22 protein-coding genes and 1 pseudogene are annotated in these 21,552 nt (G+C 60.5%); 13 read left to right on the top strand and 10 right to left on the bottom strand.

What is annotated here, in order from left to right; translation table 11 throughout:
* The first annotated feature begins 1 nt into the window (after position 1).
* From PH552_RS02305 to PH552_RS02265, 9 genes are read left to right on the top strand one after another with little or no spacing between them, the layout of a single operon-like run.
* Positions 2-1,099, top strand: coding sequence for an ABC transporter ATP-binding protein (locus PH552_RS02305; protein ID WP_113248654.1), 1,098 nt, complete (start codon positions 2-4; stop codon positions 1,097-1,099).
* Positions 1,092-2,117: an ABC transporter ATP-binding protein gene (locus tag PH552_RS02300; protein WP_285165438.1), complete on the top strand. Its 1,026-nt coding sequence runs from the start codon at positions 1,092-1,094 to the stop codon at positions 2,115-2,117. The genes PH552_RS02305 and PH552_RS02300 overlap by 8 nt, the downstream gene beginning before the upstream one ends.
* Positions 2,118-2,147: 30 nt before the next feature.
* Positions 2,148-3,788 (top strand): dihydroxyacetone kinase subunit DhaK, encoded by a 1,641-nt coding sequence (locus PH552_RS02295; protein ID WP_285165437.1) that lies wholly within the window; start codon positions 2,148-2,150, stop codon positions 3,786-3,788.
* 22 nt (positions 3,789-3,810) lie between these two features.
* Positions 3,811-4,425, top strand: a complete 615-nt coding sequence (gene dhaL, locus PH552_RS02290; RefSeq protein ID WP_113248652.1) for a dihydroxyacetone kinase subunit DhaL — start codon at positions 3,811-3,813, stop codon at positions 4,423-4,425.
* Positions 4,422-4,820: a dihydroxyacetone kinase phosphoryl donor subunit DhaM gene (dhaM, locus tag PH552_RS02285; RefSeq protein WP_112342043.1), complete on the top strand. Its 399-nt coding sequence runs from the start codon at positions 4,422-4,424 to the stop codon at positions 4,818-4,820. The genes dhaL and dhaM overlap by 4 nt, the downstream gene beginning before the upstream one ends.
* Positions 4,820-5,164 carry an HPr family phosphocarrier protein gene (locus PH552_RS02280; RefSeq protein WP_112342044.1) on the top strand — a complete coding sequence of 115 codons (345 nt, stop codon included), beginning with the start codon at positions 4,820-4,822 and terminating at the stop codon, positions 5,162-5,164. Before dhaM ends, PH552_RS02280 begins: the two co-directional genes overlap by 1 nt.
* Positions 5,148-6,728 (top strand): putative PEP-binding protein, encoded by a 1,581-nt coding sequence (locus PH552_RS02275; protein WP_113248651.1) that lies wholly within the window; start codon positions 5,148-5,150, stop codon positions 6,726-6,728. The genes PH552_RS02280 and PH552_RS02275 overlap by 17 nt, the downstream gene beginning before the upstream one ends.
* 1 nt (position 6,729) lies before the next feature.
* A complete protein-coding gene (locus PH552_RS02270) occupies positions 6,730-7,140 on the top strand; it encodes a hypothetical protein (RefSeq protein ID WP_112342046.1) in 411 nt (136 codons plus the stop codon).
* Positions 7,141-7,199: 59 nt separating this feature from the next.
* A complete protein-coding gene (locus PH552_RS02265; RefSeq protein ID WP_183764563.1) occupies positions 7,200-8,192 on the top strand; it encodes a dihydroxyacetone kinase subunit DhaK in 993 nt (330 codons plus the stop codon).
* A gap of 211 nt (positions 8,193-8,403) precedes the next feature.
* Here PH552_RS02265 and PH552_RS02260 read toward each other — a convergent pair.
* The 4 genes and pseudogenes from PH552_RS02260 to PH552_RS02245 all read right to left on the bottom strand — a co-directional run.
* Positions 8,404-9,573, bottom strand: a pseudogene (locus tag PH552_RS02260) (copper amine oxidase); the annotation flags it as partial.
* Positions 9,574-9,623: 50 nt separating this feature from the next.
* Positions 9,624-10,529: an SDR family NAD(P)-dependent oxidoreductase gene (locus PH552_RS02255; protein WP_183764565.1), complete on the bottom strand. Its 906-nt coding sequence runs from the start codon at positions 10,527-10,529 to the stop codon at positions 9,624-9,626.
* A gap of 12 nt (positions 10,530-10,541) precedes the next feature.
* Positions 10,542-11,267: an SDR family oxidoreductase gene (locus tag PH552_RS02250; protein WP_183764568.1), complete on the bottom strand. Its 726-nt coding sequence runs from the start codon at positions 11,265-11,267 to the stop codon at positions 10,542-10,544.
* A 69-nt stretch (positions 11,268-11,336) separates the two neighbouring features.
* A complete protein-coding gene (locus PH552_RS02245; protein ID WP_183764570.1) occupies positions 11,337-12,272 on the bottom strand; it encodes a LysR family transcriptional regulator in 936 nt (311 codons plus the stop codon).
* An 89-nt stretch (positions 12,273-12,361) separates the two neighbouring features.
* Between PH552_RS02245 and PH552_RS02240 the strand changes: the two genes are divergently transcribed.
* Both PH552_RS02240 and PH552_RS02235 read left to right on the top strand, forming a co-directional pair.
* The gene (locus tag PH552_RS02240; protein WP_183764573.1) at positions 12,362-12,808 is read left to right on the top strand and encodes an ester cyclase; all 447 of its coding nucleotides are present in this window, start codon (positions 12,362-12,364) and stop codon (positions 12,806-12,808) included.
* 5 nt (positions 12,809-12,813) lie between these two features.
* On the top strand, positions 12,814-13,731 hold the full coding sequence (locus tag PH552_RS02235) for an NADP-dependent oxidoreductase (RefSeq protein WP_183764576.1): 918 nt from the start codon (positions 12,814-12,816) through the stop codon (positions 13,729-13,731).
* A 358-nt stretch (positions 13,732-14,089) separates the two neighbouring features.
* Here PH552_RS02235 and PH552_RS02230 read toward each other — a convergent pair whose 3' ends face one another.
* Positions 14,090-14,386 (bottom strand): helix-turn-helix domain-containing protein, encoded by a 297-nt coding sequence (locus PH552_RS02230; RefSeq protein ID WP_183764579.1) that lies wholly within the window; start codon positions 14,384-14,386, stop codon positions 14,090-14,092.
* 148 nt (positions 14,387-14,534) lie between these two features.
* Here PH552_RS02230 and PH552_RS02225 point away from each other — a divergent pair, with 148 nt between their 5' ends.
* A complete protein-coding gene (locus PH552_RS02225; protein WP_285165436.1) occupies positions 14,535-15,926 on the top strand; it encodes a GntP family permease in 1,392 nt (463 codons plus the stop codon).
* A 41-nt stretch (positions 15,927-15,967) separates the two neighbouring features.
* On the opposite strand, the gene PH552_RS02220 is transcribed toward PH552_RS02225, so the two are convergent.
* The 5 genes from PH552_RS02220 to PH552_RS02200 are packed head-to-tail and all read right to left on the bottom strand — an operon-like array spanning position 15,968 to position 19,803.
* Positions 15,968-16,441, bottom strand: a complete 474-nt coding sequence (locus PH552_RS02220; RefSeq protein WP_183764584.1) for a MarR family winged helix-turn-helix transcriptional regulator — start codon at positions 16,439-16,441, stop codon at positions 15,968-15,970.
* 4 nt (positions 16,442-16,445) lie between these two features.
* Positions 16,446-17,072, bottom strand: a complete 627-nt coding sequence (locus PH552_RS02215; protein ID WP_183764587.1) for a cysteine hydrolase family protein — start codon at positions 17,070-17,072, stop codon at positions 16,446-16,448.
* A gap of 1 nt (position 17,073) precedes the next feature.
* The gene (locus PH552_RS02210) at positions 17,074-18,117 is read right to left on the bottom strand and encodes an ABC transporter ATP-binding protein (protein WP_112342070.1); all 1,044 of its coding nucleotides are present in this window, start codon (positions 18,115-18,117) and stop codon (positions 17,074-17,076) included.
* Entirely contained in the window at positions 18,104-18,883 is a 780-nt protein-coding gene (locus PH552_RS02205) for an ABC transporter permease (protein WP_112342071.1), read from the bottom strand. Before PH552_RS02205 ends, PH552_RS02210 begins: the two co-directional genes overlap by 14 nt.
* 8 nt (positions 18,884-18,891) lie before the next feature.
* Positions 18,892-19,803: an ABC transporter permease gene (locus PH552_RS02200; protein WP_112342072.1), complete on the bottom strand. Its 912-nt coding sequence runs from the start codon at positions 19,801-19,803 to the stop codon at positions 18,892-18,894.
* Positions 19,804-20,395: 592 nt separating this feature from the next.
* Here PH552_RS02200 and PH552_RS02195 point away from each other — a divergent pair.
* A complete protein-coding gene (locus PH552_RS02195; protein ID WP_285165435.1) occupies positions 20,396-21,472 on the top strand; it encodes an ABC transporter substrate-binding protein in 1,077 nt (358 codons plus the stop codon).
* Positions 21,473-21,552: the final 80 nt, after the last annotated feature.

The following is a 21,552-nucleotide window of genomic DNA, read 5'->3' as shown; positions in this document are numbered from 1 at the left end:
CATGGCAGAGATCAGAATAGAAAATCTGCGTAAGCAATTCGGCGGCTTCGTCGCGGTCCAGGATTCAAGCTTCACCATCCACGACGGAGAATTCCTGGCACTGCTCGGCCCGTCCGGCTGTGGCAAGACGACGACGCTTCGCATGATCGCCGGACTTGAACTGCCGACCAGCGGCAAGATCTACCTTGATGGCGAGGACGTCACTTTCAATCGTGCCAGCGCCCGCGATATTGCCTTCGTCTTCCAGCTTTTTGCGCTCTATCCGCATATGAACGTGCGCAAGAATATCGGCTTTCCGCTGCTTTCGCAGGGCATGCCGAAGGCCGAGATCCGAAAGCGCGTCGAGGAAACCGCGCGGCTGCTGCAGATCGATCATATCCTGAACCGCTCCGTCTCCGGACTTGCCGGCGGCGATCGGCAGCGCGTGGCTCTCGGTCGTGCGATCGTACGCCGTCCGAAGTGCTTCCTGATGGATGAACCGCTTGGCACGCTCGACGCGGAATTCCGCGAAGTGATGGTCCATGAGCTGCGTGAACTCCATAACCGCATCCATGCAACGACGGTCTACGTAACGCATGATCAGCACGAAGCCATGGCAATGGCCGACAAGATCGCGGTCATGAACCATGGTGTCATCGAGCAATTCGGCACGCCGCAGGAAATCTACAGCAAGCCAGCCACGATGTATGTCGCTGACTTCATCGGCTCGCCGCCGATGAATTTTATGCGCTTCACCTCCGGCCTTCATAGCGGGGCGAGATCGGTCTCAGTTAACGGCGTCGATGTCAGCATTCCCGAAGTGTACCAGGACTTGGCCGAAGCCGAATTGGCGCTGGGCGTCAGGCCGGAACATATCCGCTTCAGCGATGCCTCTCCTTTGCGCGGAGCGGTCTACGGCAGCGAATATCTCGGAACCAATCAGGTCGTGGCAATCGAGACATCGAGCGGCGTCATCAAAGCGCGCGTTCCTGCGAACCGCAACTTTCGCATCGGCGAGACGGTTGGTCTTGAGTTCAACCCGGCCAAGCTCGCGCTGTTCGACTGCAAATCGGGCCGCGCAGTTGCTTCGGCACTCTACTCGGAGGTTGAACATGGCTGACGTTGTTCTCAAGGATCTTAACAAGCGTTTCGGCGATACACAGGCTCTGGTTGATTTGGACCTCTCGATCCGTGACGGTGAATTCGTCGTTCTGCTTGGGCCAACGGGCGCCGGGAAGACGACCACCCTGCGCCTTATTGCCGGCCTGGAGCGCCCTGACAGCGGACGCATCGAAATCGGCGGCCGCAACGTCGCGGGCGAAGCTCCCGCCGACAGGGACGTCGCGTTCGTCTTCCAGCAATATTCGCTCTATCCGCACATGACGGTCTACGACAATCTCGCCTTTCCGCTGCGAGCGCCGGCGCGCAAGCTTTCAAGCGAAGAGGTCGACCGCCGGGTCCGGGAAATTGCGCGCATGGTCAGGATCGACCACAAGCTCGAGAACCGTTCGACCCGTCTGTCGGGTGGCGAAATGCAGCGTGTTGCGATCGGCAGGGCGCTGGTGCGTCGTCCCGCGATCTATCTCATGGACGAGCCGCTTTCTTCGCTCGACGCAAAGCTGCGTGCGGAGCTTCGTCTGGAACTGAAGCGCATCCAGAAAGAGCTTGGCTCGACCCTCCTCTATGTAACCCATGACCAGGTCGAAGCCATGACGATGGCGGATCGGATCGGCATCGTTGCACAAGGACGGCTGCTGCAGGTCGGAACGCCGCGTGAAATTTATGGCAATCCGGCCAGTCTTCATGTCGCGGCACGTCTCGGCCAACCGCACATCAACCTCTTGCCACCTGGTCTTCTCGGTGGCGCCAATCCTCCGCCTGGAACCAAGACGATCGGCGCGCGAACCGAGCATCTCGATATCATCCCCGATCAGAACGCCAATGCCGAAATAGACTGGATCGAGCATCTGGGCGATCAGAACCACCTGCATATCAGGGTGGGCGACCACAAGCTCGTCACGCTTGCCGATCCATATCTTGCGATCCGGCCGGGTGATCGAATTAGCCTGTCGCTGCGCGATCCGCTCTATTTCGATGCCAGCGGCCAGCGGCTTGGATGGACAGCAGAACGAAACTGACATAGTGGCATAAACGACGGATCTCACTCCATGAAACATTTCTTCAATCGCCGGGAAACCATCGTCACCGAAGCCCTGGATGGCTTGCTCTTGACGAGCGACCCTGCCCGTCTGGCCCGTCTGGACACCTTTCCCGAGATCAAGGTGATTCTCCGCGCGGACTGGGATAGATCCAGGGTTGCTATCATCTCCGGCGGCGGCGCCGGGCACGAGCCCTCGCATGCAGGCTTCGTCGGCAGGGGCATGCTCACAGCAGCGGTATCGGGCGAAATCTTTGCCTCGCCGAGTGTCGATGCGGTGCTGACTGCAATCCGTGCCGTAACGGGTCCAAAGGGTACGCTGCTCATCGTCAAAAACTACACAGGTGACCGCCTGAACTTCGGCCTTGCCGCCGAGAAGGCGCGTGCCGAAGGCTTCGACGTCGAGATGGTGATTGTCGCCGACGATATTGCAATCCCTGGCATCAACCAGCCGCGTGGCGTTGCCGGTACGCTGTTCGTGCACAAGATCGCAGGCTACCACGCCGAGGCGGGCGCTGATCTCAAAACGGTGGCGGAGCAGGCAACCGCCGCAGCGGGCGACATCGTCTCGCTTGGCATGTCCCTGTCGACCTGCAGTGCACCGGGTCAGACGCATGAGGACCGGCTTGGCGCTAACGAGGGAGAACTCGGCCTCGGAATCCACGGCGAGCCAGGGGTCGAGCGCATCGCCCTGCAGCCGGTTGCCGACCTTGTCGCCACGATGGCCGAGCGGCTGGCCGCCGAGCTGGACAGTTCGCAGAATCATGCATTGCTGGTCAACAACCTCGGCGCCGTGCCGCCGCTTGAGATGGGCGTGATAGCCAATGCCGTATTGTCGTCTCCCCTAAGGCGCTGCGTGCGGCTTATCATCGGGCCCGCGCCAATGATGACCGCGCTCAACATGAATGGCTTTTCGCTGTCGCTGATCCGGCTGGACGCTACCCGTGAAGCCGCCCTGAAGGCCGCCGTCGCTCCGCACGCCTGGCCGCCCGCGACCGAACGGCATGAGATCGCTATCATTCCTGCCCCTCAAAGGGCGCTTGCGCAGAACGAAGCGAGGGTGGCCAGCGATGACAGGCAGAGCCGTCTTCTCCTGACGACGCTTTGCGAACATCTGATTTCCCTCGAGGAAGAGCTCAATCGCCTGGATGGCCGCGTCGGTGACGGTGATACCGGCTCTACGGTCGCGCAGGGTGCCCGCAGCATTCTTTCCCGCATGGACAAGCTGCCGCTGAAGGATCCCGCCGCCACGATGGCCTCGATCGGCGAGATCCTGAGCACGAGCATGGGCGGCTCCAGCGGCGTGCTGCTATCGATCTTCTTCACCGCCGCATCCAAGGCTATGGCCGAAAAGAAAGATATCGCTGCTGCCCTGCTTGCGGGACTAAATCGGATGACGTTCTATGGAGGAGCTGGCGTCGGCGATCGCACAATGGTCGACGCGCTGGCTCCGGCTTTGGCCGCTCTGACATCGGGAGATCTCGCGGCCGCGGCAAGGGCAGCCGCAGCAGGTGCGGAGGCGACAAAGGCGATGCGGAAGGCAAAAGCCGGACGGGCTTCCTATGTCGGCGAGAAGGATCTGGAGGGAGTGCCTGATCCAGGTGCCGTGGCGGTGGCAGGTGTATTCGAAATGGTGGCATCGCTGGCATGAGCGCGCGCAGGGAGGATATTGGGTGCAGGCAGAACCGGCTGTTCTCATGGGATTGATCGAAGCTTGCCGCGCGACGATCGCGGCAAACAGCGACCATCTCTGCGGGCTCGATCGTGCGATCGGTGATGGCGATCACGGGACGAACATGCGGCGCGGCTGCGAGGCGGTGAGCGCGGAAGAAGCCTCCGTATCGCGTCTTCCCTTGCCGGACGCGCTTGAAAAAATTGGCCTGACGCTCGTAATGAACATAGGAGGAGCGGCAGGTCCTCTTTACGGAACGCTGCTGATGGAGATAGGCCGCGAGCTCCGCGCACTCGACGACAAACAGGATTTCCCCTCGGTGCTGAAGCAGGCGATTGACGCAGTCGCGCGTCGCGGGCGCTCGCATGCTGGGGACAAGACCCTTCTCGATGTCCTGTATCCGGTCCAGGATGCACTCGCACGCCGCGTGCCTTTGACGGATATTGCGCGGCAGGCCGCACTTTCCGCCGAACTGACTGCTGCAATGAAGGCCATGCGCGGACGCGCCTCCTATCTTGGAGACAGGTCAATCGGCCATGTCGATCCAGGTGCTTCGAGTTGTGCGCTTCTGACCGTCGCGATCTGCCGTTACCTTGAGGAGTACCGTCCGGCATGAATGGGAAAACACCTAACGTTGGGATTGTGATCGTTTCCCACTCGCCGCTTGTCGCGCGCGGGACCGCCGACATGGTGCGGCAGATGGTCGGCGATAGCGTGCCGCTTGCCTGGTCCGGCGGCAACCGTGATGGCGAGCTCGGCACGGATGCCGGCGGCATTCTCAAGGCCATCGAGGAAGCCTGGTCGGAAGCGGGCGTCGCCGTCTTCGTCGACCTGGGTGGGGCCGAGACGAACAGCGAGATGGCTATCGAGATGCTCGGTCTGCCACGATCGGAAAAGGTATCGATCTGCAACGCCCCCGTTGTGGAGGGGGCCGTCATCGCAGCGGCCGAGGCCTCTGGTGGCGCACCGCTCAGCAGGGTGGTTGCAACGGCAGAGGAGCTTTCGGCTTGATGAGTGGCGGATTGCGCATAGGAAGCCGGGAGGCCGGGCAGGTGCAGACCAGTTGTCAGACTGAGGTCGAGGTGAAGCATGGTGTGGGATTGCACGCTCGGCCTTCAGTCACGTTCACGCGCCTGGCAAAATCGTTCCCTTGCTCGATCGAAGTCGCGGTCAATGGCAGCGACATCTGGCTGAACGGCAAGAGCATCATCAAGATCATGGGTGCAAGGATCCGCAAGGGTTCGCTCCTCAAGATCCGCGCCGATGGAATCCTCGCTGAAGAAGCGATCCGTGCATTGAAGGAGCTCGTCGAGCGCAACTTCGATGAGGAAAAGAGGCATGGCCGCACCGTTTAGATTGAAAGCCACCAGCGCTTCGCCAGGCGTTGCCACCGGGCCAGCCTATATCGCTGAGCCGCTGGCCGCCGCCGCGTCGCCGCCGTCAAGCCTTTCCGGACATGCTGAACTCGGCGATGCGATCAAGACGGCTATCCGCGAGCTGCAGAACCTTGCTGCCGGAACAGATCCCCAGAGCAGCGATATCATCGAGTTTCAGGTCGAGGTCCTTCAGGACCCGACGTTGACGGAGATGGCCGGTGCGCGGATCGATGCGGGCGAGAACGTCGCATTCGCATGGGTCGGGACACTCGACGGATACATCCGTGAACTGGAATGCTCGGAAGAGGAACAAATGCGGGCGCGCGCCGTCGACATCGTCGACATCAAGAACCGCGTCCTGTCGGTCCTCACGGGAACGCAGCTCGACGACTTTCCAGCCGGATCCATCTATGTCGGAAGGGACATGGAACCCAGCCGCTTTCTCGCCCATGACTGGTCGGCAGGTGGCGGTATCGCTCTTTATGCCGGCAGCGCCGTCGGCCATGTCGCCCTGCTTGCCAGATCCCGGTCTATTCCAATGGTAATCGGCGCCGGCCAATTCACGACAGAAGGGGGACAGCATATCGGGGTTGACGGTGATTCAGGTGTCGTCGTGCTTCAGGCAGCTCAGGAAAACGCAACGCCGGCTCAGGTCAACCATCCCGTGACGAGCACGCCATCGCCAACCGACAACGGCAGTCTGCGCACGGCAGACGGTTCGCAGGTACTATTGTCCGTCAACGTCAACGCTCCCGATGAAGTCGACTCGATCCTTGCCGCTACAACTGCCGGCATCGGGTTGATGCGCTCGGAATTCACAGTGACGTCACTTGGTGACGCTGCAAACGAAGAAAAACAATTCGCGATCTACCGCCGGCTCCTCGATTGGGCGGATGGCCGAGCGGTAACGATCCGCATGTTGGATATCGGCGGCGACAAGCCGCTCGCCGGCCTCACCAAAGCGTCTTCGTTGCGAGGCGTCCGCCTTCTCCTTGCCCGGCCGGAAATTGCGAGCGTTCAAGCCCGCGCGCTCCTGCGCGCAGCCGTCTTCGGCAATTTACGCGTCATGCTGCCGATGGTGACTTTTCCGTCCGATGTCGACGATATCAGACAAATCTTTCGCGAAGAATCTAATGAGCTCGCGCGCAGGGGCGTGCCGCACAGGATCCCGCCGATCGGGATGATGGTGGAGGTTCCGGCTGCGGCGCTCATGCTCGACCGGTTCGAAAGCGCAGACTTCTTTTCGTTCGGTACGAACGACCTTGCGCAATACCTCGTCGCTTCGGCACGCGAGGATGCCGACTTCGCTGTCTATCAAGACCGCGCCGTGCCGGCGGTGCTGCGCGTGCTGTCGCAGGCCGTGAAGCTTGCCAGGGCCAAACCAGTCAGCATCTGCGGCGACATGGCCGGCGATCCATCCCGGACTGCAGATCTTCTTGCCGCAGGCATATATCATTTTTCCGTGGCGCCCACTCGACTTCCCGCGATAAGATCGGCAATCGTCGGTCTGAATGCCGATGGGACAAAGGCAGCCGGAGAATAAGATGGCGCGCGAAGATACCGAAGACGCCATTATCGCCTACAAGTCCATTCTGGCGCAAATCATCGACAACCGACCATCCGGAACACGCCAGCGGCTGGCCACGGAACTGGGAAAACATCGAAGCTTCGTCACGCAGATCACAAGCCCGGCCTACGCGACACCACTTCCTGCCCGGCATCTCGCGACGATCTTCCGGGTATGCCATTTCAGCGGCGCCGAACAGGAGCGTTTTCTGCACGCTTACCAGGCCGCCCATCCTGGCAAACTGCCGGAGCTTAGCGCCTCGGAAAAGCTGCGGCATCTTTCGCTGATGGTCCCTGATTTCGGCGACGAGCGACGCAATCGGCTGCTGGAGGAGGCAATCGCAGATCTGGTGCTGAAGATCGCCGCGCTTTCCGGACCGCCCGAGTGAACAGGGGATTGCGCATGGGGCAAAGAGACTGAGATGATCATCGCCTTGGGAGGGGCTCGATGAAGAAATTCATGAACACGGCGGAGTCCATGGTCGCTGAAAGCATCGAAGGCTTCGTGCGTGCCCATGAAGAATTCGTTGCGTTTGGCGCCGACCGCAAATTCATACGCCGTCGCCGCTTGGTTCCCGGCAAGGTCGCAATCATCTCCGGCGGCGGGGCGGGCCACGAGCCAATGCACATCGGCTTTGTCGGTCGCGGAATGCTCGATGCCGCCTGTGTCGGGCATGTTTTCACATCTCCGACGCCGAGCCAGATCATCAGCGCGATCGAGGAAACGGACACTGGCGCCGGTTGCCTGCTGGTCGTGAAAAACTATGACGGCGACGTGATGAACTTTGAGATGGCGGCAGAGATGGCGGCCGGCCGGCACAGCATCGAAATGGTTCTTGCCTGCGACGACATCGAAACGGTGAGAGCCGGCGACGGCCGTGGACGGCGCGGCGTTGCCGGCACGGTTATCACAGAAAGGCTTCTTGGTGCCGCGGCTGAGCAGGGTGCATCGCTCGCACAGCTGAAAGCCATCGGCGACAGCCTCTCGCCGCGCATTCGGTCGATGGGCGTTGCCCTGACCGGTGTGACCGTGCCGCACACGCAGCGCAAGACGTTCACGCTCGGATCGAACGAGATAGAAATGGGCGTCGGGATTCACGGGGAGCCGGGCCATTCAAGGCAGCCCTTTGCCAAGGCCGACGCCATCGTCAGACGTCTATGCGAGGCAATCGTCGACGACATCAGGCAAGCCACGGACAAAGGACTGTTGCTCGTCAACGGACTTGGCGGCACTCCACCAGCCGAACTCTATCTCGCCTACAATATTGCTCACAACTTCATGGTCGAGCACGGCCTGCGGATCGAGCGCTCGCTTGTCGGCACTTATGCCACGTCGCTCGACATGCAGGGCCTTTCCGTCACGCTCGCTTTCCTGAGCGACGACGAGTTTTCTCTGTGGGATTCGCCCGTTTCAACCGCTGCGTTGCGCTGGGGCTGCTAAGTGCCTACACGACTGCAGAGGTATCCTGTGTGTGCAAGGCCCGCATGTTTCTGGAAAAATCGGATCGGCCAATGCCGATGCTCGAAATTGAAATCGTGATGGATCGACTCCTCTTCCTTCAGTGAAGGATCATGATATTCGATGACCTCGGAAGGGCGGGCCATCCCACAGTCAACGGCCCGCATGTCTTCCGACGGTCTGCTGCTACACTTCACGTATGGCAGCAGGAACTGTCTTTGATTTTGTCGGGCGACAGCCGATTGTCGACACTGTGCCCGTTTGCCTCCGGCGGCAGGTCCATGGCTATGTTGGAGGCGAAGAAACCGTTCGGTTTCAGCGTGAAGCCGGCATATTCCACCGGCATGATCGGAAAATCTTCGGGCTTGCAGACGTGGGTATGACCGAAGGAATGCCAGAGCACGACATCCGCATTGTCGATTTCGCGGTTCTGCTTGACATAGCTCGGCAGACCGTCGCCGCCGGCATGCACGTTCGGATAATCGCCGCTCGCATATTTCTCCCTGGCATCGAAGGCGGTGACCCAGATGTGTTTCTTGGCAAAGCCGCCGCGCTGGGCAACGGTGGACTCCGGCTGGGCAAGCATGACCGGCGACGGCATGACGACAATCTTGTAGCCCGGTGCCTTGCCGACGCTGTTTTGAATATTGGGGTTGGAAACTTTCCAATAGCGACCGGTCTCACCATTGGCGAGCGCGGGTGAATCCAGTTCACGCTTCAGCACACGCGTCCTGGTGTCGAACACATTGCCATAGGGATTGTCTTCGCCCCAGGGACGGGGCACGAAATCATGCTCCGTCACAGTATTGCCGCCGCCATCGATATCCATGTGCAGGCGCGCATTGAAGAAATGCTGGTGGGTCGGGCCGCCGAGATTATCATCGACCATGCCACCCCAGGGATAGGTCTCGCCGGTCGCCACCGCCGCCGTCTGGATGATACCCGTGAGCTTGGCCTCGAGCTGGATCGTGCCGTCCTGGTAAAGATACCAGTAGAAGCCGTAGTCGTAATTGCCGACGGTCGCGAAGAACGAAATGACCAGACGGCGCGACCGGCGCACTTCAAAAATGCCGTTGCGGAACTCATAGTGCTTCCAGAGAATGCCATAATCTTCCTCATGCATGCAGATGGCGTTCTTCATGGTGAAGGGCTGGCCGAGATCGTCTGCCGCCGGTACGTCGAAATAGTGAATATGGCCAAGGCAGTCGCAGCCGAGCTCAAGGCTATTGGCCAACCGGCCCAGGCCATATTCCCCGGCATCGAAGGCGCTTTTCCAATAGTGGTTCGCGGTCGGATCGGCATAGGGCACGACCATTTCGGTAACACTGGCCCGGAACACGACCGGTCGCAGCCTGCCCTCCATCCGCAGGCCCGCATCAATATCGATTGAGCGCGCCCGCGCGAATGGCTTGCTTACCCTGCCGTCAGGATCTTAGGCATGAGTTCGGACAAGCCGAATTGGTCGAGAAGATCGGCTTGACGCCGCTCCTGCCCGGCCAGCACCTGCTCGACGCCCTTATGCTGGCCATCGACATAGACGCGATAGGGCCGTTCATTGTGCGGCATCGCCAGAGCGTCGCGCAATGCTTCGCCGACCGCGGAAACATCGAGCGATCCGCCATGCTTCGCATCGAGCGCCTCCAGCTTGGCACCGAGCGTTGCGGCGCGTGCCGGCAGATCACCGTATTGAGCCTGGATCGACGGATAAGCGGGCTGGTTGGCATGCGCGAAATGCTCGGTTCCGGCGGTGAAGGCCCCGGGCACGAGGATGATGGTGTCGATCCCGAACGGACGCGCTTCCATTCCCATCACTTCGGCGATCGCCTCACCGGCTGCCTTGGCGGCGGCATAGGGACCGAGGAAGGGTTCGGCGAGATGGGCCGTCGTGCTGCCGGTGTAGGCCAGCGTGCCGTATCCCTGACGGCGCATGACAGGAAGGGCGGCACGGTTCATGCGCAACCAAGACGTGGCGCAAGTATCGAAAATCCGCTGCAACTGATCGGGATCGAACGCTTCGGTTATGCCCGTCATCAACATCCCGGCGTTGTTGACGACCACGTCGATGCGGCCCTGTTCGACCAGCACCAGGTCAACCGCCGCCCGGCAACTTGCCTCCGACAGCACGTCGAGATCGACCACATGAAGGTCCAGGCCGTCTCGCTTTGCAAGTTCCCGGATGGTAGCGGCGCGCTGCTCGCCTTCAGGACGCGCGAGCCGCAGGCTCGCATAGACACAATGGCCGGCGCGCGCGAGGACCACGGCGATGGCGTTGCCGATACCCGAACCGGCTCCCGTGACAAGAATGATCTGCCTATCCATGATTTCACTCTCTTACGCGATGCCGCCATTGGCGCGAAGCACCTGGCCGTTGACCCATCCCGCTTCCCTCGACGCGAGGAAAGCGACCACTTCCGCAATGTCGTCGGGCTGACCGAGCCGGTTCAGGGGAGCCATCGACGCCATGCGGTCGACCAGTTCCTGCGGTTTGCCGCGTAGGAACAGTTCCGTCTCGACAGGACCCGGCGCAACGGCGTTGACGGTGATGCCCCGCCCGCCCAGTTCTTTGGCGACGACGCGCACCATGCCTTCCACCGCGCCTTTGGTGGCATTGTAAATACTGTAGCCCGGCGCGTTGAGCGCCAGCGTCGTGCTGGAGAAACCGATCAGGCGGCCGTTATCGCGTACCCGATTGGCGGCCTCGCGAAAGGCGTTGAAGGTCCCACGCACATTGACGGTGAAATGACGATCGAAATCTTCATCCGTCACGTTCGCCAAGGGCGAAGGCGTCATCACGCCCGCGCAGGCGACCAGGACATCGATCCCGCCAAACTGCTGCTGCGCGCCGTCGAACAGCGCCTTGACCTGCTCGGCTGATGCCACATCCGCCTTGATGGCGATGGCCTCGCCGCCGATCGTCTCAATCTGTGATAAGACCACTGCCGCATCATCGGCCGAACGGGCATAGTTGACGACAACCGCGAAGCCGCGGCGCGCCAGGGCGACGGACGCCGCGCGGCCGATGCCGCGAGAGCCGCCAGTTACAATAGCAACTTGCATGATGAACTCCACTTACTTGCTTGAAAGCAGAGTTAGGGGATCGGTCGATATATTCCCAATCGATACTTGTTATATCAATACATCTGATTGGTGAATGGAGGAAGCGAGCTCGACGAGCAGATCGCGCATCCAGCGCTGCACCGGGTGAACCTCATTCCGACGGTGCCAAGACATGACGAACGAGACCGGAGGCAACGATAATGGCGGAGGCAGCAGCATAAGCTCGTTCCTGAAGCCGGAGCGGGTGACCACGCCTTCCATAATGGTCGCAATCAGGTCCGACCGGGCGACCATCAACGGTGCGGCGTACATCTGCGGGAGAGACACGGCGATGCGGCGACGCTGCCCGCTTGCCGCCAGCGCCGCGTCGACCTGTCCAAATCGCTCGCCTTCTGGTGAGATCAGCAGATGGGACAGGCTCAGAAAAGTCCGTAGGTCGAGAGGGCGACTTGCCATGGGGTGCGAGCGTCGTAGAACGCAGACAAAGCGTTCCTCGAACAGAGGACAACTGATGATGCGGCCCCCTGGCGTCTGACGGGGCGGCACGCCGATCGTCAGATCAGCTTCGCCTGCGTCAAGCAGGGAGATGGCATCGTCGCGGTGCGTAAAGGCATTGATGCGAAGCGTAATCCCCGGCGCCCGCTCTCGCAGCACATCGACAAGCTGGGGCAGCAGAACAAAAGCCGGGTGATCCGATAGTGCGAGGGTGAAGGATTGCGATGAGCTGACGGGATCGAAGGTCTGCGTATAGTCGAGCGCTCGTCCGATCTCCGCCAAGGCGCGCGAGAGTGGCTCCGCCAGTTCGGTTGCACGCTGGGTTGGCTGCAGTCCCGCCGGGCTTCGGACGAAGAGGTCGTCCTGAAACAGCGCCCGTAGGCGCGCGAGAGCCGCGCTCATGGCCGGCTGAGTTCGACCGATCCGCTTGCCAGCGCGCGTCACGCTGCGCTCGGCCATCAACGCGTCGAAGGCCACGAGCAAATTAAGGTCTGTGCCATTCAAATCCATAGAACGGATACTACCACATACAGATTATCGATTTCAATGATGGAGCCAGACCGGGTAGATGAATTCACGTCAACGAGACGGAGTTTACCATGACCCAGCAAGCAGCCACCCAAAGCACGCTGTCGGAGCAGGATCGCAAGGCGATCGAAACGCTCTACAGCGCTTTTTCCAACAACCCCGATGCACTCGACAACGCTGTTACCGAGGATTGGCAGGACATCCCGCTGGCTCCCGGTCAGGACCCGGGCCGTGAGGCGATGAAGCCAATGATCCGCGCCTTCAATGCTGCCTTCCCCGATGCCCGTATCACCATTCACGAGCTCATCGGCGTTGCCGGCAAGGCCGCGGTTCGTGCCGAGATCACTGGCACGCACAAGGGCGAGTGGTTTGGCGTCAAGCCAACCGGCAAGGCGTTCGTGCTGCCGATCCACGAATTCCATCATGTCGAGAACGGCCGTATCACCAAGACCTGGCACATGGAAGACTGGTTCGGCTGGCTGCACCAAATGGGCGCAATAGGCGCCGGACAGGAGTAAGGTCGATGAAGGCGTTTCGGATCAACAGCTACGGTGCCGACCCCGCTTTCGTGTCGGTGGACACTCCCAAGCCTAAGGCCGGCGAAGCGCTGGTCAAGGTGGTGTCGGCGAGCATCAACCCGCTCGATAACAAGCTCCAGCAGGGCTACATGGACGCGTTCTTCCCGCTGAGCTTCTCCTACACGATCGGCACCGACCTCGCCGGCACGGTGGAGAGCTTCGGTGAAGGCAATGGCGGTTTCACAATCGGTGAGCGGGTCGTGGCCCGCACGGCGCCGACTGCCGGTGGCGCGATCGCCGAATATGCGATCGTTCCAGTCGATCAGCTCGTCCGCATTCCCGCAGGCGTGTCGTTCGAAGATGCGGCCGGCGTTCCCACCGCAGCGGGCACCGCCTGGCAGGCGCTGTTCGAAGTCGCCAAACTCAAGTCTGGCCAGACCGTGCTCATCCATGCCGGCGCCGGCGGCGTTGGCAGCTTCGCCATCCAGTTCGCCCGGGCCGCTGGGGCGCGGGTTATCACCACCGCCTCGGGTGACGGCATCGCCATTGCCGAGCGGCTGGGCGCTGACCAGGTGATCGACTACACGACCGAGGATTTCACCCGCCATGTTTCCGACGTCGACGTGGTGATCGACACGATCGGCGGCGACACCCAGGCGCGTTCGTTCGACGTGCTGCGCCCGGGCGGGTTCCTCGCCACCACGGTTTCGCCGCCCGACGAGGCGCTGGCCAAGGCGCACGGCGTGTCGGCAGCCTTCGTCTTCCATTCCTCGGATGCTGGCCGCCTTGCCACCGTCATCGATAAGGTCGCCGGCGGTGTGCAGGTTCTGACCGACCGGGTGATCGATCTGAACGATGCGACGGCGGGCTTCGCCCGGCAGGCATCGGGCCGCGCCCGCGGCAAGATCATTGTCCGCGCCTGAGCTGAAGGTCGCCCGGCTCTTCCTAAAACAGAGCCGGGCGGCGACGCCGTTTCGTGAGCGGCATTTGCGATGGCGTTGCATCCATAGTCGCATCCAGGCGACCGCCCTTCATCAAGATCAGCCGGAGCAAAGAGAGATGGATTTTAAGACGATCAAGAATCCAGTCGTTCGAACAGAGCTGTATGAGCAGCAGCTTCCGGGACCGGATGGCAAGAACGAGCGCGTTCACCGTTCACCCGCCATGTCGGACTGGCGCTGGGCGCCACGTGCAGCAACTCGTTTCTGCTCCTGAAGGCGTTCCAGCGGCCCGTCCGGCCTCTGAGTAAAGCCGCGAACTGCAGCGAACTGATCCGGCACTTCATCTGAAGGGGGCGAAGAAGATGACGACCACGGCCGGAAGCGGTGCGAAGCGCCGAAATCCGTTTCTCGCCTTGCCTGCGCCCATATTCACTGGGCGACAATTCATCGCCCGCTCGAAGGCCGTGCCGAAGGACTTTTCGGACTCATAACCAAGCGCCAACCCGATCTCAGCAAGCGACTGACGCGTCGAGGTCAGCCTGTCTGCCGCCTGCATTATGCGCCAGCGAGTCAGATAGTGCATCGGCGACAGGCCAACCCTTTCCTTGAAGGTCACCGCAAAGGCGGTGCGCGACATCCCTGCCTCACTTCCGGTCCCGTCAATCTTTCAGCCCGATCTCTTGACGGGGGCGACGGCTCCGAAAGAAGAGTCAATGCCACGGGTGATGGCACCCGATCGATTCGGACCATCGTTTGCGTCAAAACAACCAAATTGAGAGCCGAGCATGAGTTCCGCCGACATCCAGTTACTTCTTACCGCAATCGGAGGCGTCATCTTTCTTGTCGCCCTTATTGTCTCGAAACTGCGTTTTCATCCGCTGCTAGCACTTATGATAACGTCGATTGCGGTTGGTCTGATCACGGGGATGCGAGGCGAAAAGGTAGTCAAATCGATAGAAACCGGCGCGGGTAACACTTTGGGAGCAGTAGGTATAGTCGTTGCCCTCGGCGCGATGCTCGGGAAGATTCTCGCTGATTCAGGGATCACGAATAGCATTGCCGAAATAATTATAAACCGGACCTCGACCAAATATCTTCCTTGGGCGATGGCGGGTGCCGCGTTCGTTATCGGCATACCCATGTTCTTCGAAGTCGGCCTCGTGATCTTGCTTCCTTTGATTTTCAGCGTTGCCCGGAAACTTGACGGCTCGAAGAGCATCGTGGGGTCGCCTTACGTCTATATCGGCGTGCCAGTCATCGCCGCGCTCGCAGCCATGCACGGTATGGTGCCGCCACACCCCGGCCCACTGACCGCCATAGCTGCGCTGCATACCAATGTCGGTGCGACAATGCTTTATGGCTTTATCGCGGCGATTGCCGCTATCGTGCTTGGCGGCCCGGTCTATGGCGCGTTCATCACGTCGAAGCTCAAAGTTCACCCCGACGAAGCGCTAATAGACCAATTTGCGGCCACTGCGGCAGGCCAGACAACCTCCCATGATGATCCTCCGAGCATCGGGATCAGCCTACTGACCGCGTTGCTTCCCGCCATTCTGATGCTTCTGCACGCCGTCGCAGAGCTCATTTTCCCCAAGGGATCCACGCTCGAGGTGATCACGGGATTCGTTGGCGATCCAGCAATCGCCATGCTGATCGGCGTCCTGTTCGCCACCGGCGTTTTGATTTTTGCCCGCGGCGGCGACACCGAAAAACTTCGAAACGCGATGTCCGCAAGCGTAAAAGCCATCGCGAACGTGCTGCTAATCATCGCTGGTGGTGGAGCATTTCAGCGCGTGCTGACCGACGCTAAGGTTGGCGATGCAATCATGCACCTTAGTCAGCAATTTTCGCTGTCGCCCTTGGTTCTCGGTTGGATAATTTCAATGCTGTTGTCAGTCTCGACCGGATCGGCAACCGTTGGGATTGTCGGCGCGTCCGGTCTTTTGGCACCGCTTGCAGGAGCCGGAAACCTGAACGTTCCATTACTGGCGTTATCGATCGGATGCGGATCGCTGTTCTTCAATTATGCCAATCATGCAGGGTTCTGGCTCGTCAAGGAGTCCTTTGGCATGTCCATGAGCGAAGCAACGTGGACCATCTCGGTCATCCAATCGATCGTTTCAGTCGTGGGACTTTTGATGGTTCTTCTGATGAACTTCGCTCCTGCCCTCTCCTGAGGTAAGAAGGCGGGCAATGTCGGCGGCGATATTAACCCGCTTCAGGAAATCTTGCGCAGCAGCTCGGCCAGCATGGCGCGTTCGGCTGGCGACAGTGTCGAGAGCGTCTCTTCCGAAATATCGTGCGCAACGGGAAGATTGCGGGCGACGGCCGCCTCGCCTTCTTCCGTCAGCGTCAAGACAAGGCGTCTGGCGTCGGTCGTATCCGGCGCTGTGCGGATCAGGTTGCGCTTCGCCAACCGGTCGACAACGCCCTTAATAGTCGCCACATCCATCGCTGTCTCGCGCCCGAGATTGACCTGCGAGCAGGGCTGCAAATCGCGCAGCTTCACCAGCGCCGCCCACTGCGTGGTGGTCAGCTTCTCATTCATCCGACTGGTAAAGATCGCCACGTGCCGCTGGTTCGCCTGCCGCAGAAGATAGCCGATCTGCTCGGCAAGGGTATAGGTCGCTTCAGCAGCTTTGCTCGCCTGGCGCTCCGGCTGACCCGGCAGCTTCTGATCTCCGTTCTGCATCAAATTATCCTTTGGTAAGAGCGCCGCTCGCCGCGGCGCTATCCAGGGCACTCAAGATCGCCTCGGTCGACAACAACAATATCTGCTCGGGCATGCGCGGAGCGAGCTGCTCGATCACGGCACGATGCGCGGCATTGTCGCTGCTTCCCACAGCATCGGTAACGATCACGACGCGATAATTGAGATCTATGGCATGCAGAACGCTGGAATAGACGCAGACATCGGTTTCTGCCCCAGAGAAGATCAGGGTGCGAACACCCTTACTCTGCAGCCGCGCATGAATCGTCTCGTTCGAGAAGATCGAATAGCCGGGCTTGTCGAAGACTTGTGTTGCCGGAGCAATCTCCTTCAGCGGTTCCATCAACTCATGCAGGGCCGGATCGTGATGATCGCCCGTCAGAACAGACCAGCGCTCGTAATAAGGCTTCCAGCATCCCGGCGCCTCGTCCGCCGAAGCCGGCACGATGAAGCGGGCATAAAGCGTCTCGGACGGCATGCGCCGGCAGAGTGCGACGACATTCCCAAGAATGTCCTGCATCGCAGGCGCGTGCCACACGGTTGTTTCGGCGAAGAGCCGCTGCATGTCGATGACCACATGACAGAAGCCATCCAGGATCGTCTCGATCTCCATCCTATTCGACCAGCGCGACGGTGTGTTCGGGTGCCCAAGACAGCGTGACGTTCTCGCCCTCGCGCAGAAGATTGCCGTCACGATTCTGCGAGAACAGCTTCAGTTCTCGGCCCTGATTGGTCACCAAATGATAGGAGAGGACCGGACCGGCATAGATCACCGTCTTGATCTGCGCCGAGATCTGGTTCTTGCCATCGCCCGACGGCGACATCTTTTCGGGACGCACCGCGAGCGTCACTTTCTTTCCGGCGGAGGGCAGTGTGCCGGCGACCTCGACCATGCCGCCGTCTTCGAGGCGGACGCCGCCATTTTCGACGATGCCGGGGAGGAAGTTCGAGTCACCAAGGAACTCAGCCGCAAACCGTGTGCGCGGCCGCTCGTAGACGGTCGCGGGTTCGCCGATCTGAACGATCTTGCCTTTGTCCAGGATCGCCACCTTGTCCGAGAGCGTCAGCGCCTCCTCCTGATCATGCGTAACGAAGATCGTCGTCAGCCCGCTTTCGCGCTGGATGCGCAAGAGCTCGACCTGCATTTCCTGGCGCAGCCTGCGGTCGAGCGCGGAGAGCGGCTCGTCCAGCAGAAGCACGCTCGGCTTGATAACGATGGCGCGAGCAAGAGCGACGCGCTGCTGCTGCCCGCCGGACAGTTGCTTCGGATAGCGGTCGCCGAAGCCCGGCAGACGCACCATTTCAAGCGCACGCTCGACTTCCTTGCGGGCGACCTCGCCACGGATGCCGCGGCGCTCCAGACCGAAGGAGACGTTCTGCGCGATCGTCATATGCGGGAAGAGCGCGTAGGACTGGAACATCATGCCGATATTGCGGTGCCAGACCGGAACATTGGTGACATCCCGATCGCCGATCACCACACTGCCCTGATCGGCGGTGATGAAGCCGGCGATAATGCGCAGCAGCGTCGTCTTGCCGGAGCCCGAGGGGCCGAGCAGACTGGTGAAGGAGCCTTCGGCGAATTCCGTCGAAATATCGGACAGGACAGGCGTCGCACCATAGCTCTTGGCAACCGACTTTACATTAACGTGGGTCACGATTTTCTCCGGGTTTTGCGAAGCGTGCAAAGATGAGGATTGCGGCCATGGAGCCGAGCAGCAGGATGGTTGAGATCGCGTTGATCTCCGGGGTGAAGCCCTTGCGGATCGCCGAATAGATCTGCACTGGCAGCGTCGTGTAACCCGGCGTCGCCAGGAAGTACGAAATCACGAACTGATCGAGCGAGACGGCGAAGGCGAAGAGCGCAGCGCCCAGAATGCTCGGGAAGAGCAGCGGCAGCGTCACCGAATAGAAAGCATGGATCGGAGTCGATCCAAGGCTCATCGCGGCCTCTTCCAAATCTGCGCGGATGGTCTTGAAGCCCGTCCCGACTACTATCACCACATAGGGGATGGCGAGCGCCACATGGCCGATAATCAGCGCATGCATGCCGCGGCCAATGCCACTCCAGTAGAAGAAGATGAGCATTGCCGTGCCGGTGATCAGCCACGGAATGGCGATCGGCGGCAGGAGCAGCAGTTGCAGCAGGCTGCGTCCGCGAAAGGTGCGGCGCGATAGGGCCACCGAGGCCACGGTTCCGAGCGTGGTTGCGACCACCGCGGTGATCACGGCTATAATGATGCTGTTCATGCCCGAGGTCAGCAGGCCGGTATTGCCCATCAGGGCCACGTACCAGCGGGTCGAGAAGCTGAAGGGCAGTTGGTAAAGCGGCGATTCATTGAAGCCCATCGCCATCATCACGATGATCGGCGTGTAGAGAAACGCCAGGATCGCAAAGAGATAGAAACGTCCGAGTGTTTTCATTCCAGCACCTATGCGACCGATCCACGCTTCAACACGCCAGAGAACGTGGCGAAGATCGCCAGAACCACGGCCAGAAGCGTGAAGGAAAGTGAGGCTCCGAGCGGCCAGTTGAATGCCTGCGTGAACTGGTCCTCAATGACCGTTCCCATCGTCACCCCAACGCGGCCGCCGAGAATGCGGGGCTCCATGAACGAACCGATGACGGGAACGAAAGTGAGGACGGCACCGGAGATCAGGCCGGGCGCAGCCATCGGAAGAAGGATCTTGTAGAGCACGACCCACCAGCGGGCGCCGAGACTGAAGGCTGCCTCGATGATCGCGTCATCGATGGTCGAAAGCGCAATGTAACAGGTCAGGATCATATAGGGCAGATAGCCGTGCACCAGACCGACCACGATCGCCGGGCGCGTGTAGAGGAAGCCGATCGAACCGGCCTCCGGCGCGATCATGTGCAATATGTAGTCGAGGAACCCGCCTTCGCGCAGCACCATGGTCCAGGAGAAGACGCGCACCAGACCGTTCGTCCAGAACGGCAGAAGGATGAGGATCAGCAGCACCTCCTTCGTCCTGCCGATCGTTGCGCGGGCAAGTGCGAGAGCAGCAAAGAAGCCGAGCACGGCGCAAAAGAACGTCGTCCAGAACCCGATCAGTAGCGAGCTGATCCCGACGCCGACCAGATAGGGCTGATCGATGAAGGCGCGATACTGCTTCAGCGTAAAGATGATCGGCTTGTTGCCGAGCGGCGTCGCCGTCATGAAGGAGAAAGTGAACATCGCCAGCAGCGGAATGAATACCGCCAGCGTCAGCCAGCCATAGGTCGGCAAAAGCAGCGCACCTGTCGTCACCCACGACGGAAGCCGTCGCGATTGTGTTGTGTTCAGCGCAGCCGCTGAGGGTTCTTGAGCGTTAAGTGTGGCCATCCAGCCGTCCCTCCGCGATCCGCAGCGGCCTTTACGTCGCTGCAGCGGTCAAATCCAAATTGAAGGTCATTTGCCGGCCGCGTCATGCCGCAGCACAGGCCTTTCGCGCCAATACAGGCACGCATTACCCGCTAAGCGGCTGCTCGCATTATTGTCCCAGCTTGCTTCATATGCTCACCCTCGAGTTATTCTTTCTTGTTTTGTGTACAAATGATTTCAGCAGTCCCGCTTGTTGTCAAGCGCACTTTTTCGCGTGGCGCTTACACACTGTTTTCCTTGCCAAATAGCCAAAGTTAGCACGGCGCAGGCGGCTAGCCTCTCGTCGCTGAATACGCTGAATATGCGAGGATGTCGGTATATCGACGCAAAAAGCGCGGAAGGCGCCAGAAAGCGGCGCTTGACAAGAAACAAAACTAGGAACACGTTATTTGTACACGAACGTTTTCGCAGAGGCCCCTAGGACCGCTGCGGCGGAAATATCGTGAGTTATAGTTCGTTGCGGATGTTCGAAGGATGCGGGGAGGCATCGCCGCAGTCGCTTGCGCAGCCGCAGACAAAAAATCCAAAAAACTATCGACAAGGGGTAACAGAAATGAACTTCACCCGCAGACAAACCCTCGGCCTAATGGGCACTGCAGCGGTTGCCGCCACAACCGGACTGTCACTTTCGCCGCGCGCGGCGCACGCCGCCGGCAAGATCACCGTTCTCAACTGGCAGGGCTACGGCACGGACGAAGCCTGGGCGCTGAAGGCCTTCAAGGAAAAGACCGGGATTGAAGTCGTTCACGACTACTTCAGCTCCGAGCCGGAAATGCTGACGAAGCTGCGCACCAATCCGGGCGCATACGACGTGGTGCTGATCAACAGCGCCCGCTCGCAGCAGGCCGCAGGCGAAGGCCTGCTGACGCCGCTCGATTTTTCGAAGATCCCGAATTCTGCCGGCCTTTCTCCGGAACTGAGGAACCATGCCAACCTGCAGCTCGACGGCAAGACCAACGGCGTCGCCTGGGTCTGGGGCATCACCTCACTCGCGATCGCCGAGGGCTCGCCGAAACCGGACAGCTATGCCGCACTCGGCGCGCCCGAGCATAAGGGTAAGGTGGCTCTGTTCGATGACGCCGTGACGGCCGTCGCCATCGGCGCGCTGCTCTCCGGCCAGGACATCAACAACCCGACCGATCTCGCCGCCGTCGGCGAAAAGCTCAAGGCCTTCAAGCAGAACGTCAAGCTTCTCTGGTCGAGCGAAGACCAGTGGAACAAGTCCTTCGCTGCGAAGGAATTCGACCTGTCTGTCTACTGGTCCGGTGCGACGGTCCGCTCGAAGCGCAACAGCCACCTCCCCGTCGATTTCGTTGTTCCGAAGGAAGGCGGCATCGGCTGGCTTGACAGCCTCTCCATCCCGGCTTCAGCTCCGGATCCACAAGCCGCGGCAACCTTCATCAACTACATGATCGACCCGGACTTCTATGTCGAATGGGCAACCAAGATCGGCGCTCCCGCCTCGGCCAATGGCGCCGCCATGGAAAAGCTGCCGACCGACGACTTGAACCGCCAGATCCACAAGCCCGAATACCTGAAGACCATGGCGATCCAATCCGCCCTCCCGGACGACCGCCGCGAAAGCTTCAACAATCTGTGGCAGGAAGTGAAGGCGTTCTACGCCAGCTAATGCAAGAAGCTACCCGGTACCGTCAGGCGCCGGGTAGCTCGTTTGATTGCGACGTGGAATAGCGGGCAAAGCCCAGCACA

This window comes from Rhizobium aureum, assembly GCF_030182495.1.
GTDB lineage: Bacteria > Pseudomonadota > Alphaproteobacteria > Rhizobiales > Rhizobiaceae > Rhizobium > Rhizobium tropici_C.
The sequence above is the reverse complement of the archived record's forward strand: the minus strand, read 5'-3'. Positions and strand labels throughout refer to the sequence as shown.